Genomic DNA, 16610 nt, shown 5'->3' on the forward strand with positions numbered 1-16610 from the left:
ATTCGTCAATGACGTTCAGGGTCCTAAAAGGCCGGCCGTAATGCAAGGTGTCGTACATAAAATCTAAGGCCCACATCGAGTTAGCCTCGGTAGGGGCAACAAGTGGAACTCTGGGCATCTTGGGGATACGCTTTTTGGTTCTTCTGGGTAAGTTCAAACCCATCTCCTTATACACACGCCATACCCGCTTGTGATTCCACTCGTAGCCCTGATTGCGCATCCAATCAAAACATAATCTAAAACCCCAGCGCCCATTCTTGGCAACGACTTGATTAAGCACCTCAATGACCGGTTCATCTGCTTGAGCTTTACTCCTTGGGCGCTCGTAATACGATGACCTGGCCAGTCCCAAATGAACGCAAGCTCTAGTAATGGGTACTGCTTCTTCGCCAACCAGGTAATCGACTGCATCTCTTTTACCGGTTGGCGCTAGAGCTTTTTTTCAATGAGGTTCTTTAGAGCTCGGTTATCGTGGGTCAGTTCAGCAACCATCGTTTTATATTCGGAGAGCTGCTGCTCTAGCTCCTTTACTCGTTTGAGCTCAGAAGCTTCAAGGCCGCCGTATTTGGATCGCCATTTGTAAAAGGTAGCGCCGCTAATGCCATGCGTGCGCAATATGTCTGCCATCGCAATACCGCCCTCAGCTTCCTTCAAAATCCCGACGATTTGGGTCTCTGTAAATCGTGACTTCTTCATATTGATTCTCCTGTTGTAAATACTGCCATAAACAACAGAAAACTCAACTTCTTAAATGTACGAATCTAAGGGGATACTACAGATCTTTATCGATTTCATGGTGACGGGCCCCAAAGATTTCATTTCATTTTTGACTGAAAAGCGGATTTTCATATGAGGTCGAGTTTCATTTTTTTCATTTAAATCAAGCACTTATTATTTTTTAGAATCCAGCCGCTATTCGTAATAAGATGGAATAAATATATAAGAGGGTGATGTATGGCTGACCAAGTGGGCTTTAAACCGACCGCAGTAAATCCAATGGGTTTATCTGCTCTGATTCGTAATTTGGGTCGTGATTGCACCCCCGATCAGTACATCCGTGAGTTTGTCAAAAACTCTATTGAAGCCTGTCAGCGCACCGGTCTTCCTAATCGCAAAATTGTTCTGGACATGAACCACGGTATTGCTAACAAGAGCAATATTTATAAGTTGTCGTTTATCGATAATGGTGATGGCATGAGTTTGGAGCAGATGACTAATTTACTCAATAACTTATCCGCATCTGGCGCAACGTCAAATGAACATGCCAATTATGGGGTTGGCGCCAAGATTGCTTCACTAACTCGCAACCACTTTGGCGTGCATTATGAATCTTGGAAGGGCGGTGAAGGTCACTCCATCCTGATTCGATACAACCCCAAGTTTGATGTCTTTGGCATTCAAGGCTTTCCGGATGGTAAGGACGGCATCATGTACTCGCGCAAATTAGATTTGGCGAGTAAACCGGCGATGATGGATGGACATGGTACCTGCGTAACACTCTTTGGAATGACGCTTGAGCAAGACACGATGGCGCCACCTAATGGCATGAAAGGCGATCCTGACTCTTGGCTACTAGATTATTTGAATCGCCGCTTTTTCACATTGCCCGAGCAAATTGAGCTCTTAGTTCGCGTAGGCTATAGCAAGGATAAAACCAATCCCAAATTACATTATTTAACTAAAGCAACCGGCTTTGCCGCTTTGGCTAAGGAGCAATCCCAGGCACAAGGAGAGTTGCAAATGGAGGGTGCTAAAGCCCATTGGTGGATTCTCAAGCCTGGCGCCACTTTAGTCGGTCAAACAGCGCTCATTAATCAGGGTGAGGTCTTTGATGTGAGTGATGCGCGCTCGAATCGCTTGGCGCACTTTGGCATCTTGGTGGGCCGCAACCGCGTGATGATTTTGATTGAGCCGGAAGATGCGGTGCAAAACACCGCACGTACTAATCTGGTGAAAAAGAGTGGGGCTGCGCTGAACTGGGGTGCTTGGCAAGACGAATTTAGAAGTAAGATTCCGGCGCAAATTAATGAGTTTATTAACAGTTTGCTGAGAGAAAACACACAGGTATCCCATAAAAAAGCAATCACTCAAAGATTGGGTGTTCTAAAAGCACTTTTCTTACTCGGTGGCTATAAACAGCTCAAGATTGATTTTCAAAGGCCAGAGCCTCTTCCTGTTGCCCGCAGTGAAGAGGAGGATATTGATGTTGCTATGCAGATGACGCAGGCAAGCTCTGCAGATGTGAAAGAGGCTCTTGAGATAAAGGAGCCCGAACCCACTACTAGTGAAAAAGCACCTGAGCCAGAAGAGTTAGACGATGAGGATAACTACTTCCCACAAGTAGAGTGGACCAGCGAGGATCGCTCGCCCCAGTTAGCAGGCAAGGCTGCCGAATATATTGAGCTCACTAATGTAGTGCTTGCTAATCGTGACTTTAAGGGCTTTGCCGATATCGTTCAGTACTTTACCGAAAAATATGCAGGTACTACCGGTGTTGATGCGATGATTGTCAGTGGCGCAAATGAAGCAATTGAGCAGGCCTTAATGGAATGCGTGGCCGGTGCTTTATCTTTGCGAGGTCAGCCAAACTGGACCGTACAGCAAGTCAATATTGCACTATCACCAGAGGCACTTACTACTGCTGTGATGCAGCGTTACTGGATGATCTCCTATGTCGATCAGATTATTCGCAAGCACTTATTAGAGGCACGTAGCAAATAATGCGATTGGATGGCAATTCTTTTCTCTTACAGGAAATTAGTTAAATGACAATCTTGGTCACTGGCGGCGCGGGCTATATCGGCTCACATACTGTAGTGCAGCTGCTTGATGCTGGCCATGAAGTTCTGGTTCTCGATAATCTTTGTAACAGCAAAGCAACTGTGATTGATCGCATTGAAAAAATTGCTGGAAAGCGCCCACATTTTATTCAAGGTGATGTGCGTGATCGTGCGTTATTGCAGGAACTCTTTGCTAAATTTGCGATTACTGCAGTAATTCATTTCGCAGGCTTAAAGTCCGTAGCGGAATGCTCTGTCAAGCCTTTGCTTTATTATGACAATAATGTGAGCGGTAGTATTGTCTTGGCTGAAGAAATGGCTCGCGCCAATATCTATACCTTGGTATTTTCTTCCTCGGCGACCGTATATGGAGAACCTGTCTTTTTGCCCTATACCGAGGCGCATCCACTCAAGCCCATTAATGTCTACGGTCAGAGTAAATTGATGGTTGAGCAAATCTTGCAAGACCTTGCAGCCAGTAATTCTGCGTGGCGTATCGCACTATTGCGTTACTTTAATCCTGTAGGAGCCCATGCCTCTGGCCACATCGGAGAAGATCCTTCTGGAATTCCGAATAATTTAATGCCATTTTTGGCACAGGTGGCTGTTGGTAAGCGTGAGTATCTATCGATCTTTGGTGATGACTACGAAACGGTTGATGGCACAGGTGTGCGTGATTACATACACGTAGATGATTTAGCATCCGGGCACTTAGCAGCGCTCACTTATTTAGATCAGCATGCTGGTGTAGTCACTGTCAATTTAGGAACGGGTAAGGGCACTTCAGTGTTAGAGCTAGTAAGCGCATTTGAGCGTGCCAGTGGCAAGGCTATTGCTCGTCAGATTGTGGGGCGTCGCCCCGGTGATCTGCCTGAGTATTACGCCCAAGCTGATTATGCAAAAAGGGTCTTGGGTTGGCAGGCAAAACATGACGTTGACCGGATGTGTACCGATAGCTGGCGTTGGCAAAGTCAAAACCCCAACGGCTTTAATTAATTCAATTTTTCGCCTCCTGGGATGATCAATAGCCAGCTTAATATCCCCGAACTTAAATTGCGCCTGCGCTATGACGCCGGCAAGTATGGCGATGGCAGGGAATATCCTGCCGTTGACGAGTATCGAGCACTATCTTTACTGGGCGCTGATTTACCTACTTTATTTCCTTATACCGGCAATGGGGATCTGATACCCCCTCCTGAGCGCTCACGGCCTTTAACCGAGCTGCGGATGGCAAATTTATTGCAAATGGTCGCTACTAATCATCCTTGGAAAGAAGAGTGGGTCTCCTTTTGGCGCGATCATTTTTCAGTCTACGGAGAAGATGGTACTGTTCGAGCCTTCTTGCCGCATTGGGAGAGAGCCGTCATTCGTGAGCATTGCTGGGGTAATTTTGCCGAGATGCTCAAAGCATCGTCACAGCATCCGTGCATGCTTTATTACCTGAATAACCAATCTTCTCGTGCAGGCAGTCCCAATGAAAACTACGCGCGTGAACTGTTTGAATTGCACACCTTGGGCCGCTCTGCCTACCTCAATAATTTATACGCGCAGTGGAAAAAAGTCCCTGGAGCTCTTGATGGCAAACCTTCTGGCTATATTGATGAGGATGTGTATGAGGCGGCTCGAGCTTTTACAGGCTGGACAGTAGAGAATGGTGCGGGTATTGGTGGAGGTCAGAACTTACTCAAGACTGGGCGTTTTACGTATGTCGATTCATGGCATGACAACTACCAAAAGCGTGTCTTAGCTAATGAGTTCAATTCATTTGCAGGCCCTATGAAGGATGGCGAAAAGGTCCTGGGTCTGTGCGCTAGTCACCGCGCCACAGCGCAGCATTTAGCGAGCAAGATGGTGAGTCGCTTAGTTGGTAGTGCTGCACCTCCATCTTTAAAAGTAAGTACGGCCAATGTATTTTGGGAGAATCGGAATTCACCTTCACAGCTTTCTTTAGTCTATGCACACTTAGTACAAGAGTCGCAAAAAATACCGCTAATGCAAAAGCAGCAAGTGCGTTCACCAATGCTCTTGGTTTCAAGCTTTGCCAGAGCGGTAAATCTGTCACCTACTTTAGAAGAAGGCCGCATCATGGGCCCGATCAATGAGGCCGCCCCTGCGCTCTATGCATGGCGAAGCCCTGAGGGTCCGCCACAGGCCATGGCATTACATTTATCGTCAGTGTATTTACGCGGACGCATGCAACTGACTCAAGGATTGGCTGAAAACTGGTGGGGCACGGGAGAGTGGAATCCCTTTGATGGCTTGCCTACCAAGCGCACCTTTGCGCAGGTCTTAGAGCGCTGGCAAATGCCCCTATTTGGTTCTACTCGTCCTGAATTAACGGCTACATTACTGACTTCGCAAAATACCAATCCAAATGATGTGGTGACCGATGCCAAGAGAGCGTGCCGCTTGGTAGGGCTAATGGCCTGCGCGCCATCCTTTCATACGCAGGTCAGTTTGCCAACACCGCAGCAGTGGGCGATGGCTAAAGCTGGAGTTGCCTTATGAGGCGGCGCGAGTTCTTAAAAGGGGGCGTAGCTCTTTCATTTGCAGGAATTAGTGATTTCGCGCTAGCTGGTGATAGCCCATTAACTGCGCCTGCTAGTTTGCCAAACGCTCGCACACCATTTGTCTTGGTGTTTTTACGAGGCGGCGCCGATACTCTCAGTTTGCTATCTCCTTTGGATGATTCCGACTTTATTGCGGCGCGTCCACCGGAATATCGCTTTACCCTCAGTGGCTTTAACGAAAAGCCTCTTATGGTTGATGGTACTTCGCTCTATTGGCACCCAAAGGCGGAGCCTTTAGCAAAGCTATATGTTTCTGGCCGTTTAGCGCCGTGGGTGGCGGTAGGATTTAGCGATGAAACACGCTCACACTTTGAGGCGCAAGAGATCATGGATCGTGGTGTGGGCTCATTACAAAAGTTGCCTGATAATAATGGTTGGATGGTGCGCCAATTAGCGCGCATGCATCAACCACTTGGTAAATCCGTATTGCCGCTTTTTGCAGGTAACAATAATTTGCCTGGAGTCATGCAAGGCTCAAACAGGGTGATGGCTGCGCGTGATCTCACAAATGGCATTAACTATCCGGGTGGTCCTGCGGCATTGCGTGCTTTACAAAGTTTATGTTCGCTGGAGCAGAGTCACCCAGCTAGCGCCCTCATGAAAGAAACTGCCGATACTATCAACGCAGTGAATCAGTCTTTTCCTAAAGACCCTAGCAATCCGAATAAAGTGATGTCATATGTCAGCGGTGGCTCGACACCTTATCCCAATAGCGATCCTGGGGTAGGGCTCAAATCGGTTGCAAGGTTATTGCAATCTAATGTTGGCTTGCAATACGCCTGTGTTGATCATCTGGGCTGGGATACGCATGAGTACCAAAATGGCAAAATTGATAATTTAGTCAGAGATCTATCGAATGCCTTGGGCGCGTTTGACGAGGATATGCAAGCACAGCAGCAGCGTTACACCTTGGTGGTAATGACCGAGTTTGGTAGAAGACTGCGTACCAATCGCAGTGGTGGTACAGACCATGGCCATGCCAGCACTGCTTTAATCATGGGCTCTGGGGTGGTTGGAGGAGAGACATATGGTCGTTGGCCGGGTTTAAGTGCGGCGCAGCTTGATCGTGGTGTTGATTTAGCGGTGACCACGGACTATCGAGAAGTATTAAAGCAGGCTATTAGGGCTAAGATTTACTAGTAAATTGATGAATATTGTGGAATTTTTGGTTTATTGCTTAATTGTTATTTGGCTGAGTTGGCAATCTAAAAATACTTGGCTCAGATGGCAGGCGGGTAACTTGGACGCTAAAAATCTGTATTTTGTTGGATTGGGATGGATTGGTATTATTGGTTTAGGCGTTAAGCATTTTTCTTAGTTTGACTTAATAGAGCAGGGAAGGGAAGGTAGATCGAGTTAGTACTCATCCTGACTTTCATATATATGCACGAAAATAGTAAATCCATATTCCATCGACTAAAGGATGCTCGTTACGCAACCCGGTATTTTGTTGGTGAAGGCATTGATATTGGGTCTGGATCAGACCCCTTATGTGAGTATGGGGAATTTTTTCCGCTCATGAAATATTGCCGATCGTGGGATATCGATGATGGCGATGCACAATTGATGGATTCAATTGATGATTCAAGTCTAGATTTTGTACACTCATCTCATTGCTTAGAGCATATGGTAGACGTACATATTGCTTTATCTAATTGGATGCGAATCTTAAAGCCAAATGGTTATTTAGTCTGTATTGTTCCTGATGAGGACTTGTATGAACAAGGGGTTTTTCCTTCGTCATTTAACTCAGACCATAAACATACCTTAACTATTTATAAAAAGAGAAGTTGGTCAAATGCGAGTATCAACATCTTTGACTTGATTAAGAATTTGGATTACAACGTAGCCATCAAAAAAATAGAGTTATTAGATAGCACCTTTCAATATCGCAAGTTGGATCCTGCAAGTAGGTACGATCAAACAATGAATCCAATAGGTGAGTGCGCAATTGAATTTATATTACAAAAGTTATAACATTTATACATTCCGTAAACTCATTAAAGCTAATATATCAATATGAAAAAAACTAAATTGACTGCTAAAAAATCGATTGTCAAAAAAAATGCTAATAAGAAAACTCTAGCCCCTAAGAAAACGGGGGTTGTTGCAAAGAAGGCTATTACCAAGAAGGTTGTGGCCAAGAAAGTAGTTGCCAAGAAAGTAGTTGCAAAAAAAGTAGCCCCCAAGAAGATTGCTGCAAAGAAAGTTACGAAGAAGGCAAGTGTTAAGAAAGCTATTCCAAAGCAAAAGTTAACCCCCTTGAAGCCAGCCCCATTAAAAGTTACTAATGATTTTTCAGGTGTAATGAGAAATGATGGTCCAAACACCATTTTTGTGCAGATAGCGTCTTATCGCGATCCAGAGTTAGTTCCAACCATTCTCGACTGCATTGCGAAGGCTAAACATCCAGAAAATTTACGATTTGGTATCTGTAGACAGTTTCATGAAATGGACGAGTTTGATAATGTCGATCAATTCAGGGGGGACTCCCGCTTTCGGATTTTAGATACCCCCTGGCATGAAGCGCTAGGCGTTTGCTGGGCTAGATCAAAAATCCAAGAACTGTATGCTGGGGAAAAGTACACCTTGCAATTAGATTCGCATCACCGGTTTGTGGAGGACTGGGATGAAAAAATTATTGAGATGATAGGATTGATTGACTCTCCCAAGCCAATTTTATCTACCTACTGCCCTGGGTATGACCCAGCCAACTTCCAGGAGTGGAGTCCAGCCCCGATTAAGATGATTCCGGAATACTTCACTCCTAGCGGAAATATTGTCTTTCGCCCCGTATATATAGATCAATGGGAAAAATTGACAAAACCAATTCCTGCCCGATTTATTGCTGGCGGGTTCTTTTTTACAATTGGGCAGCATTGCCTAGAGTGTAAATATGATCCCAATATTTATTTTTCAGGTGAGGAAGATACCTTATCGCTGCGATCTTATACCTTAGGATACGATTTGTATCACCCACATCGATCCTTGATTGCCCACAACTTTCATACAGCTGGACGCCCAAAACATTGGGAGGATCACGATAAAGAAAAGCATGCGAATATTTTAAAAAGCTGGGCAGAAAGAAATGAATCTAGCTTTAAGCGTGTAAGACAAGTATTGGGTGAGGAGGACTCTGGTGTGGACCTGGAGTGCTTTGGCCTGGGAAGTGTTCGCACTCACCTTGATTATGAAAAATATGCAGGTATTGATTACTCTGAGCGCAAACTGCATCCTTTTGCGATCAGTGGTTTTGAGCCGCCTACAACAGGCGATTCGGATTGGGGCAAGCATAAAGCTCCCTATAAAAGAACGGTGGATTGGTCTGATCTTAAGGAGCAGTTAATTGCTGAGAGTCCAGATCAAATTTATATTGGCTTTGACAATATAAATGGAACCTCGGAATATTCTGAGTTCACCCGTAATCCACTCATTCTCACTGGTGAGCAAACTAAACTAGACGTTTCATTTTTGTACGATTTATTGCCTACCAAGCTAGTATTTTTCTGCTTAGATAAAGATGATGTTTGGTATAAAAGACTCGAAAAGAGTCTTTAAATAAATGCGGATGATTAAAGGCCCATGTTGGGCCTTTAATAGCGGGCGGATGAATATTTTTAGATAGCTAGAAGGTCAGTCTTCACTTCCGCCAGCGTGTCAGACCAGCTGCCAAACGTCTTTTGGCGATAGAGTTTCATGGATTCATACCAAGGACTATCTTCCCTGCCAAGCAACCAGCGCCAGTCAGGAAGCTGTGGCAATAAAAGCCAAGTTGGTTTGCCTAGGGCCCCCGCTAAGTGAGCAACGCTCGTATCAACCGAAATAACGAGATCCATCAAAGAACATATAGCTGCGGTATCGTCAAAATCTTTTATCTCAGAGCCGAAATATTGAATTTCTGGGTGCGCTAGTAAGGTGGGCAGTTCCGTCTCTTTGATTTCATTTTGTAGGCACACAAAGCCATACTCAGGGCCTAGAACAGAGATAAAGTTCTCTAATGCAATACTTCTATTTTGGTCATTGTGATGCCCAGCATTACCACTCCATACTAGTCCAATGAGTGGTTTATTTTTCTTGCCGATTTTTTTCTTCCAGTGAGTTATCTTTTGCTTGTCAGCCCTCAGATAGCCCTGTGGGAAAGGAATATTCAATAGATCGGTGCTTAAGGCATGTGGGAGGCTTAGCAATGGGTAATGAAAATCGCAGTTTGGTACAGCATCTCCCCTTTTAATTATTTTGCTGATGCCCTCTATATTGCTAAATAGCTCAAGTAATGAGGCTGGCGCCTCAACAATGACTTTTGCACCTAATTGCGCAACTAGCGGAATATATCTCGAAAACTGGATGGCATCCCCAAACCCTTGTTCCCCATACAAAAAGATCATTTTATTTTTAAGAGATTCCTTTCCATCCCATCGAGGTATTGAAAAATCTCGATTCTCCAAGTTACAGTAACCACCCTCATCCCAGCGACACTCAAATTCTTTCCAGCCCCTTTTAAAGTCCCCACTTAAGAGTAGGCATAGACTTAGATTAAGTCTTGCGCCAAATAGCTTAGGATCCAAATTAACTGCCATATCAAAGCTCGAGACTGCATCCTTGAGGTGTAGCAAGCTCTGTTGAGCTAATCCTCGATTATTGAATGCGCCAGAATAATTCGGTTTAATTTCTATAGCTCGATCGAAGCTATGAATAGCACTTGCAAACTGTTTCAGGGCAACTTGAGCGATGCCCCTATTAAAGTAAGCTTCCGCAGATTTAGGATTGAAGGAAATGCACTGATCAAAACTATTGATGGCATCATCAAAGCGACTAAGGCCTAGAAGCGCATTGCCTCTGTTATAAAAGGCTGCCGGATGATCTGGTTTGATTGAAATCGCCTTATTAAAGCAGTCGATTGCCATCTGGTGCTTATTTTCTCCTAGCAAAAGATTGCCTTTTGCAAATTGATCTTCCGTTGGATCTTGAGGGGGGCTAGTTACTTTATTTGCTCTCTCCCTAAACCACTTGGTGATGACGTATTTTTGGCCTTCTTCAATAGGGAGTCCAGCATGCAATGTATCTGGGTTTACGGCCCCATCTTCATAGAGGCTATTCCAAGCAACTGCCATTCCTCGTTTTGGAATAATCGTTTTATTGATTGCATAAAAATGAGTTCCCCCGCCTTCGGGTACATCATTTAAATAAATCATAAAAGTCCAAGTACGATTGCCATATTCCAGGCCATTCATTTCAAATTCTTTGGTATTTGGCTTGAAATAATCAGTATGTTTTTTAAACTCTTGACCGACTTCATATTTTTGGAGTTGAGTCACTTCTGAAAATTCTTCCCCAATTCCCAAGGCATTAAAAATTTTATTATCGATGGCCTCTATAAAAGGGTTTTCCAATAAACCTAGATCGCATGTCTGACTGGTGCGGTAGGATTTTTCAATATCATCTAATGTGAGTGTTGATGGTCTGAGCTGTTTTTCTCCTGTCGTTATGATTTCTGTGCATTCAGAATCAGACAGAAAATCCTCGATTAAATATAGCTGAAGTTTATTGGTTTGCACTTTTAATGCATTGAGTCCATTATCAGATTGAACTAACTTAGGGTTAGCAATTTGGCGATAATCAACTAAGTCAATTACTTTTAATGCATCTTTTGGTTCAAGCAAAAGCTGGTTTTCAAAGATCGCTATTTGCTGATCAATAGAGTCTTCAGAAAATTGATTTTCAATTAAAGTTGACCGCAGAACAGAAGGATCACATTTTCGCTCCAGATTGCCTTGGAGCCAGCTTACCCAATCGGAAAAATCGTTTAATTTTTTTTTAACCATATTCTAGCTAGGATTCCAATTTCAATCAGATTGAGTTTAATCGTAATTCACCCTAAAAATTAGTTATTACACCTAGTTTTTCATTATCAGTATCGATAAATAGCTTAAGCTAATATATCGTAGTAGGGTAGCCAATAATATTGCTATTATTAGAACAATACATATATATAAACGTACTTAGGTGTGACATCTAATGGTCTTAAAAAGTAAAGCAGCCTCCAAATCGCCGTCCACCAAAAAGGTATCAACCCCCCAGTCGACCCCGCGATCAAGTGCTAAATCCGCAACCATTGCTAAGGTTGCCAAATCTATGGTGAAGGCACCACCCGTTAAAAAACCACCATTTACTTCTAAAGTTGAATTAAAGCGTGCACCAGTGCCAGAAGCTGCTACAAAAGAAATCCCTAAGACTGAGGCTAAGCTTGAGCAAAACCTGGCTAAAAAACCTGCTGGTTCTTTGCAATCTCCCTTGCGCTTATTTCAGATCTATTACGAGCCTTGGCAGCGTGAGTTACTCGATCCCAATTTTGCAGCACTAGACAATAGCAAAAGCGATTCAGAGTTATTGGAGTTTGCGGTATTTGAAAAGCTCGCTAAAAGTGAGTATGTGAAGGGTGCTCAACTCTGGGGCGCTCTGTCTTGGCGCTTTAGCGAGAAGACGGGCATGAGTGGGGCTGATTGGGTTAAAGCCATTGAAGCCAATCCCGGATACGATATTTACTACTGCGATCCATTCCCGCATAACGAGGCACTTTTTCATAACCTATGGATGCAGGGTGATACTACCCATCCTCAATTTATGGCCTTATGCCAGGCAGTCTTTCAGGTGGCGGGCTTGCCTGTTGAAGAGCTCACCAATATTTATCCATCGAATCAGTTTTCAGCTGCCAATTATTTTGTAGGCTCCCCTAAATTTTGGGCAGCCTATTTGCCTTGGGTTGCCAATATTTTGAGCTTGGCTAATAAAAAGTTGCCGCCTAAGGTGCGTGATCTAATGCACTCCAAGCAGGCTGATGAGCGCGATTTACACAATGGGGCTACTTATGTCCCATTTATTGTGGAGCGTTTGTTCCCAGTCTTTTTAAAGACTGCCGGTAAAAATCTCAAGCCATTTAAGATCGCTTTGCCTGAGCGCGAGCGCGAGTTAAATGTGCATTTAAAGTTATTGCGTGAGATGAAGGATGTTGCGCATAAAACCAATTCAGCATGGCTGGCTGCTTGTTGGGTCAACTACCGTAACTTGTATATGACGCAAGCAAACTCAAAAGAGTGGTGCGAGAAACACTTACGCAATATCAATCCTGCTGATATTAAATTCTTTTAAGTAATGCATTCATGAGTCAAGAGACTACATATACGGCTCAAGAAGTATTGGCGCAAGCCCAAGCAGCCCGAGATGCTGCTCAGTGGGAAAAAGCCATTGCCCTATATCAACGAATTGAGCAGTTAGCCCCAGAGTCTGCCGAGTTAAAACATAATCTTGGGCTTTGCTATTTTGGCTGGGGCAAGCCAGAGCAGGCTTTGCACCGCTGCGCCCATGCCCTGAGCTTAAAGCCTGATTTATGGCAAAGTGAGATTCTAGTGGCTAAGTCTCACTATGCCTTAGGGCAAATGGAAGCAGCGCAGCGCACCTACCAAACTGCATTGAGTTCGCCCGATGGCTCTGCACAAGCCCGCTTGGGCATTGCAGATCTGGCCATGAATCAGTTTGGCGATCCGCTGGGCGCAATGCAAATTGTCGAGCCGCTGTTAAGTCAGCCCCGGTTTGCGATGGATGCGCAATTAACTACTTTAATGGCAAGCCTTTACGATCGAGATGACTGGAGTCAAAAAGGGAGCGCCCAGCATTTATCGCAGCGCGTGAAAGATTTTTCTGCCGAGCATTTGCGCCTTCCGAATTTGCAACTCGATCCCTTGCCAGATCATCGACAAAAATACCGTAGCAAACGCTTTCGTCCTAGGGTAGGATTAATTTCGCCGCTCTTTTGCGTCTCTCCAGTGTACTTTTTAACGATTGCCGGCTGGCGTCATGTTGCTAAAGGCTGCGATATTGTGATCTTCAATCGTGGTCATAAATCCGATTGGGCAACGCAGGCCTTTAAAGAACTCAGTAGTGAATGGATCAATGCCCAGCATTTGAATGGGGCTCAATTGGCTAAGCAAATTCATGCTGCTGATATTGATGTGCTGTATGACTTAGGCGGCTGGATGGATGCCATTGGTTTGCAGGCCTTATCGACTAAACCAGCGCGCAAACAATTTAAATGGGTAGGTGGGCAGAGCGTAACTACCGGCTTAGATACTTTTGATGGTTGGATTGGGGATGCTACCCAGTCGCCATTGCGTTATCAAGGGCTTTATAGCGAACCTCTAATTAATATCCGTGGTCGCTATTGCACTTACACGCCGCCTGACTATCTGCCAAGCCCAGCAGCAACCAAGTCGAAGACGCCTTGCGTATTTGCTAATCCTGCCAAAGTCTCGCGCGCCTTTCTAAAAGAGATTAAACAGATTCAGGGCACTAAGGTGTTTATTCATAATCAGTATCGCTACCCACAAGTACAAGAACGTATTCGTGCAGTCTTGGGTAAAGATGCAGAGTTTGTCATTCCCGCATCTCATCAAGAAGCGCTGCAGGCGGTCAATAGTCACGCCACCATGATCGATACCTTCCCATATAGTAGCGGCCTTACCGCACGTGAAGCTATAGCAATGGGCACTAAAGTTAGGGTGTTACATGTGGGTGAACTGTTTTGTGAGCGCCATACCGCAAAATTGGTTTAGATTGGACCGGTATTCGGGGTGGGAAATAAAGCAGGTCATTTTCTCGGATTTGCTGGAACTCTGAGTGGGATAGCCTCTTTAGGGCGGCGCGGTACTCTCTGTATCGGCAAATAAACCGGCAAAAATAGGTAAAATCAGATTTCTTGATGTTACCTTAAGCTATTGTTTATATTGAGAAATAAATCACCAACTCAACGCTAATTTAACCGGCAAAAATGCCTAGTATTTCGTCATGCAAGGGATATTAAAGGTGTCTTGAAAAGTGCTTTTAAAAGTGCTAATATAGGTTACAACTTTATCCTATATCCACCAAAATGGAAAGACTTTATGGCACATCTCATTTTGACCAGCACCTCTGCTAGCGTTACCGAATTAAAGAAAGATCCCATGAACACCGTGGCCGCTGGGGAGGGTTTTCCGATTGCGATTCTCAACCGAAATGAGCCGGTTTTTTACTGCGTTCCACGCAAAGCTTATGAATTACTTATGGACAGAATAGAGGATTTAGAACTCAATGCGATAGCTGATGCTAGAAAAGGACAAAAGAAGATTCGAGTATCCATCGATGAGCTATAAGCTTGAATTTTATGAGGATGCCTATAAAGAGTGGAACAAGTTGGACGCTACTGTTAGAGAGCAATTCAGGATTAAATTAATTGAGCGCTTGGAAAATCCTTGTGTCCCAAGTGCCAAATTAAGAAGAAGTGACAATCGTTACAAAATTAAACTCAGACAAGTGGGTTACCGCCTGGTGTATGAGGTTATCAATAAGACGGTCACGGTGACAGTCATTGCAATTGGAAAGCGGGATCGTGATGAGGTCTATAAAGCTGCAGCTAAAAGAACGTTGTAATGAGATATCGATGAATGAAGTGTATTTACTCATTTAATGGGACAGACTATGCAAATCCAATATCTCACCAGCAAAGAACTCGCAGTCTATGAGAATGGCCCCCTACTTGCTGGTGGAGTATTAGTCGCGATGCCCTTTACCAACGCCGACCATGCCCAGCGTGCTGCCAAGCTAATGGCAAGTCGTGCTAGTGCTCCTGGCATGATCTTATGTATTCATGATCAGGCAGAGGAGGGTTTTATTGCCTTGATCAATCGCGCTTTTGTGAAAACCCAAAGCGCTTACTTTGCCTATGTTGCTCAAGATGCCTTGGCGGGTAGAGATTGGCTCAAAGAAGCCTTAACAGCAATGGGTGATCGTAAAAACTTCTTAGGCTTTAATGATGGCAAGTGGGCGGGTGCTCTAGCGGGCTTTGGTTTGGCCCGCAGAAGCTGGGCTACCCAAAACTACGGGGGTGATTTTTTCTACCCGGCTTATAAAAGACACTACGCCGATGCTGAGCTTACCCTCTTAGCAATGCAGGCAGACGCTTACGCATACGAGCCCAATAGTCTTCTAGTCGAGGTTGACTGGGATAAGGACGCATCTGCCGTAGATGCTGATGATCGAAGTCTATTTTTAGAGCGTAAGAAAAAGGGCTTTGATGGCAGGGTTAGTAACCCAACCTTACTTAATCACATTAAATAAGTCATTAACTAAGCTTTAGCAGCACATCTCGCCTTGCAATATTCCACCATCGAGCAGCAAATCTTATTTGCCATCGCCTATCAAGTCCCTGCAATTCTGCTGGGGATGATTCTCAATCGAGCGATTACCTCAGCCCATATTCGGGCATTCTTATTCTTGCCGGGAACGATCGTTCACGAGGGCTTACATTGGGTGGCTGCTTTTTTACTCAACGGTCAGCCCGCCTCATTCTCGATTTGGCCCAGGCGTCTTGAAAATGGGAATTGGCTTTTAGGAACGGTGGGAATTAAAAATCTGACTTGGTATAACGGAATCTTTATTGGCTTAGCTCCTTTAGTCAGCTTTGCCTTTTTGCTTCTTCTTGCGCCCCAGTATTCAAACTGGAATTTTTCCCAAATGGATCTTTGGTATTGGGGCTGTACTTCACCGATTCTGCTCTTTTGCTTACCCAGCTGGCAAGATCTCAAGGTAGTTGCAAAAAGTTTGCTGCCCGTGATTTTCTTGGTAATTGCTGCGGGGGCAATCTATTGGCTGTTACTGTAGATCCGTTTTTCTTGATTGCTCGAGACGGGACTCAGCTTGAATATCTTTGATTTCTTCAACGATCGATTGAACCAAATTTGCTACTAGTTTTTCTGAGATCAACTCCAGCAGTAAGGAGCGATAGGTTTTAGCCAAATACATTTGCTTGGTTTCGAGCTTGCTTAAATTGCTTCCCAGTTCCGGGTGTAAGCGCAGCAAGATTTCCCAGGCATTAGCCTCTAGATTGGCAATAGAGTGGGGCTGCGTAGAGGGAAAATAGGGCTGTGTATTCTCAAGGCTCAAAAGGCTAGCATCGTAGGCTATTCGACTGACAGGGTCAGACAGAACTTGATAAGCTTCCTGAATAGCGCGCATACGATTTGCCGCTTCTTCTTTAGGTTCACTCGATTTGTCAGGATGGTAACGCTGGGCAAGGGCGCGATAAGCCGCGCGGATCACAATGTCTTCCGCTTGTGGGCTGACGCCAAGGATGTCGTAATAACTAGCTTGCATGCGTTTGGTTTTATGGCTTCGATCGATGCTTTTTTATCATTATCTTTGTAAACGCCCATCAGCGCTCCGAGCGGACATT

At 44.6% G+C, this 16610-nt stretch carries 16 protein-coding genes; 12 read left to right on the forward strand and 4 right to left on the reverse strand.

Annotated elements, in window-relative coordinates:
- Window positions 1-352, reverse strand: a 352-nt coding sequence (locus ICN46_RS07830; protein ID WP_216206972.1) for an IS3 family transposase, incomplete at its 3' end; no start/stop codon positions are given.
- Window positions 353-429: 77 nt separating this feature from the next.
- On the reverse strand, window positions 430-696 hold the full coding sequence (locus tag ICN46_RS07835; RefSeq protein ID WP_071467090.1) for a transposase: 267 nt from the start codon (window positions 694-696) through the stop codon (window positions 430-432).
- Between the two features lie 258 nt (window positions 697-954).
- Between ICN46_RS07835 and ICN46_RS07840 the strand changes: the two genes are divergently transcribed.
- The 6 genes from ICN46_RS07840 to ICN46_RS07865 all read left to right on the forward strand — a co-directional run bounded on the left by ICN46_RS07840 (window position 955) and on the right by ICN46_RS07865 (window position 8908).
- Window positions 955-2721 (forward strand): ATP-binding protein, encoded by a 1767-nt coding sequence (locus tag ICN46_RS07840; RefSeq protein ID WP_216206975.1) that lies wholly within the window; start codon window positions 955-957, stop codon window positions 2719-2721.
- A 44-nt stretch (window positions 2722-2765) separates the two neighbouring features.
- The gene (gene galE, locus ICN46_RS07845) at window positions 2766-3776 is read left to right on the forward strand and encodes a UDP-glucose 4-epimerase GalE (RefSeq protein ID WP_215346716.1); all 1011 of its coding nucleotides are present in this window, start codon (window positions 2766-2768) and stop codon (window positions 3774-3776) included.
- A gap of 21 nt (window positions 3777-3797) precedes the next feature.
- Window positions 3798-5288, forward strand: coding sequence for a DUF1800 family protein (locus ICN46_RS07850; RefSeq protein WP_216206978.1), 1491 nt, complete (start codon window positions 3798-3800; stop codon window positions 5286-5288).
- On the forward strand, window positions 5285-6490 hold the full coding sequence (locus tag ICN46_RS07855; protein WP_216206981.1) for a DUF1501 domain-containing protein: 1206 nt from the start codon (window positions 5285-5287) through the stop codon (window positions 6488-6490). Before ICN46_RS07850 ends, ICN46_RS07855 begins: the two co-directional genes overlap by 4 nt.
- 243 nt (window positions 6491-6733) lie before the next feature.
- Window positions 6734-7327, forward strand: a complete 594-nt coding sequence (locus ICN46_RS07860; protein WP_216206984.1) for a methyltransferase domain-containing protein — start codon at window positions 6734-6736, stop codon at window positions 7325-7327.
- 42 nt (window positions 7328-7369) lie between these two features.
- Window positions 7370-8908, forward strand: coding sequence for a GlcNAc-transferase family protein (locus tag ICN46_RS07865; RefSeq protein ID WP_216206986.1), 1539 nt, complete (start codon window positions 7370-7372; stop codon window positions 8906-8908).
- Between the two features lie 59 nt (window positions 8909-8967).
- Here ICN46_RS07865 and ICN46_RS07870 read toward each other — a convergent pair whose 3' ends face one another.
- Window positions 8968-11172: a tetratricopeptide repeat protein gene (locus ICN46_RS07870; RefSeq protein WP_216206988.1), complete on the reverse strand. Its 2205-nt coding sequence runs from the start codon at window positions 11170-11172 to the stop codon at window positions 8968-8970.
- Between the two features lie 193 nt (window positions 11173-11365).
- Between ICN46_RS07870 and ICN46_RS07875 the strand changes: the two genes are divergently transcribed.
- The 6 genes from ICN46_RS07875 (at window position 11366) to ICN46_RS07900 (ending at window position 16039) form a co-directional block, all read left to right on the forward strand.
- Complete coding sequence (locus ICN46_RS07875) at window positions 11366-12496, forward strand: superantigen-like protein SSL4 (protein WP_216206991.1); 1131 nt, start codon at window positions 11366-11368, stop codon at window positions 12494-12496.
- A gap of 11 nt (window positions 12497-12507) precedes the next feature.
- Window positions 12508-13956, forward strand: a complete 1449-nt coding sequence (locus ICN46_RS07880; RefSeq protein ID WP_216206994.1) for a tetratricopeptide repeat protein — start codon at window positions 12508-12510, stop codon at window positions 13954-13956.
- Between the two features lie 327 nt (window positions 13957-14283).
- Complete coding sequence (locus tag ICN46_RS07885) at window positions 14284-14532, forward strand: type II toxin-antitoxin system Phd/YefM family antitoxin (protein ID WP_216206997.1); 249 nt, start codon at window positions 14284-14286, stop codon at window positions 14530-14532.
- A complete protein-coding gene (locus ICN46_RS07890; RefSeq protein WP_216206999.1) occupies window positions 14522-14809 on the forward strand; it encodes a type II toxin-antitoxin system RelE family toxin in 288 nt (95 codons plus the stop codon). The genes ICN46_RS07885 and ICN46_RS07890 overlap by 11 nt, the downstream gene beginning before the upstream one ends.
- A gap of 36 nt (window positions 14810-14845) precedes the next feature.
- Complete coding sequence (locus tag ICN46_RS07895) at window positions 14846-15496, forward strand: hypothetical protein (protein ID WP_216207001.1); 651 nt, start codon at window positions 14846-14848, stop codon at window positions 15494-15496.
- Window positions 15497-15529: 33 nt separating this feature from the next.
- Window positions 15530-16039 (forward strand): hypothetical protein, encoded by a 510-nt coding sequence (locus tag ICN46_RS07900; RefSeq protein WP_216207004.1) that lies wholly within the window; start codon window positions 15530-15532, stop codon window positions 16037-16039.
- Here ICN46_RS07900 and ICN46_RS07905 read toward each other — a convergent pair.
- Window positions 16031-16531 carry a J domain-containing protein gene (locus ICN46_RS07905; protein WP_216207007.1) on the reverse strand — a complete coding sequence of 167 codons (501 nt, stop codon included), beginning with the start codon at window positions 16529-16531 and terminating at the stop codon, window positions 16031-16033. The two genes, ICN46_RS07900 and ICN46_RS07905, sit on opposite strands and share 9 nt — an antisense overlap.
- Between the last annotated feature and the right edge of the window lie 79 nt (window positions 16532-16610).

Source organism: Polynucleobacter sp. Latsch14-2 (assembly GCF_018881925.1).
Classification (GTDB): Bacteria; Pseudomonadota; Gammaproteobacteria; order Burkholderiales; family Burkholderiaceae; genus Polynucleobacter.

Coding starts and splice junctions, on each gene's coding strand:
- ICN46_RS07890 (WP_216206999.1), top strand. CDS start 14,522: ATGAGCTATAAGCTTGAATTTTATGAGGATGCCTATAAAGAGTGGAAC.
- ICN46_RS07875 (WP_216206991.1), top strand. CDS start 11,366: ATGGTCTTAAAAAGTAAAGCAGCCTCCAAATCGCCGTCCACCAAAAAG.
- galE (WP_215346716.1), top strand. CDS start 2,766: ATGACAATCTTGGTCACTGGCGGCGCGGGCTATATCGGCTCACATACT.
- ICN46_RS07870 (WP_216206988.1), bottom strand. CDS start 11,172: ATGGTTAAAAAAAAATTAAACGATTTTTCCGATTGGGTAAGCTGGCTC.
- ICN46_RS07880 (WP_216206994.1), top strand. CDS start 12,508: ATGAGTCAAGAGACTACATATACGGCTCAAGAAGTATTGGCGCAAGCC.
- ICN46_RS07855 (WP_216206981.1), top strand. CDS start 5,285: ATGAGGCGGCGCGAGTTCTTAAAAGGGGGCGTAGCTCTTTCATTTGCA.
- ICN46_RS07895 (WP_216207001.1), top strand. CDS start 14,846: ATGGGACAGACTATGCAAATCCAATATCTCACCAGCAAAGAACTCGCA.
- ICN46_RS07865 (WP_216206986.1), top strand. CDS start 7,370: ATGAAAAAAACTAAATTGACTGCTAAAAAATCGATTGTCAAAAAAAAT.
- ICN46_RS07835 (WP_071467090.1), bottom strand. CDS start 696: ATGAAGAAGTCACGATTTACAGAGACCCAAATCGTCGGGATTTTGAAG.
- ICN46_RS07860 (WP_216206984.1), top strand. CDS start 6,734: ATGCACGAAAATAGTAAATCCATATTCCATCGACTAAAGGATGCTCGT.
- ICN46_RS07850 (WP_216206978.1), top strand. CDS start 3,798: ATGATCAATAGCCAGCTTAATATCCCCGAACTTAAATTGCGCCTGCGC.
- ICN46_RS07840 (WP_216206975.1), top strand. CDS start 955: ATGGCTGACCAAGTGGGCTTTAAACCGACCGCAGTAAATCCAATGGGT.
- ICN46_RS07905 (WP_216207007.1), bottom strand. CDS start 16,531: ATGCAAGCTAGTTATTACGACATCCTTGGCGTCAGCCCACAAGCGGAA.
- ICN46_RS07885 (WP_216206997.1), top strand. CDS start 14,284: ATGGCACATCTCATTTTGACCAGCACCTCTGCTAGCGTTACCGAATTA.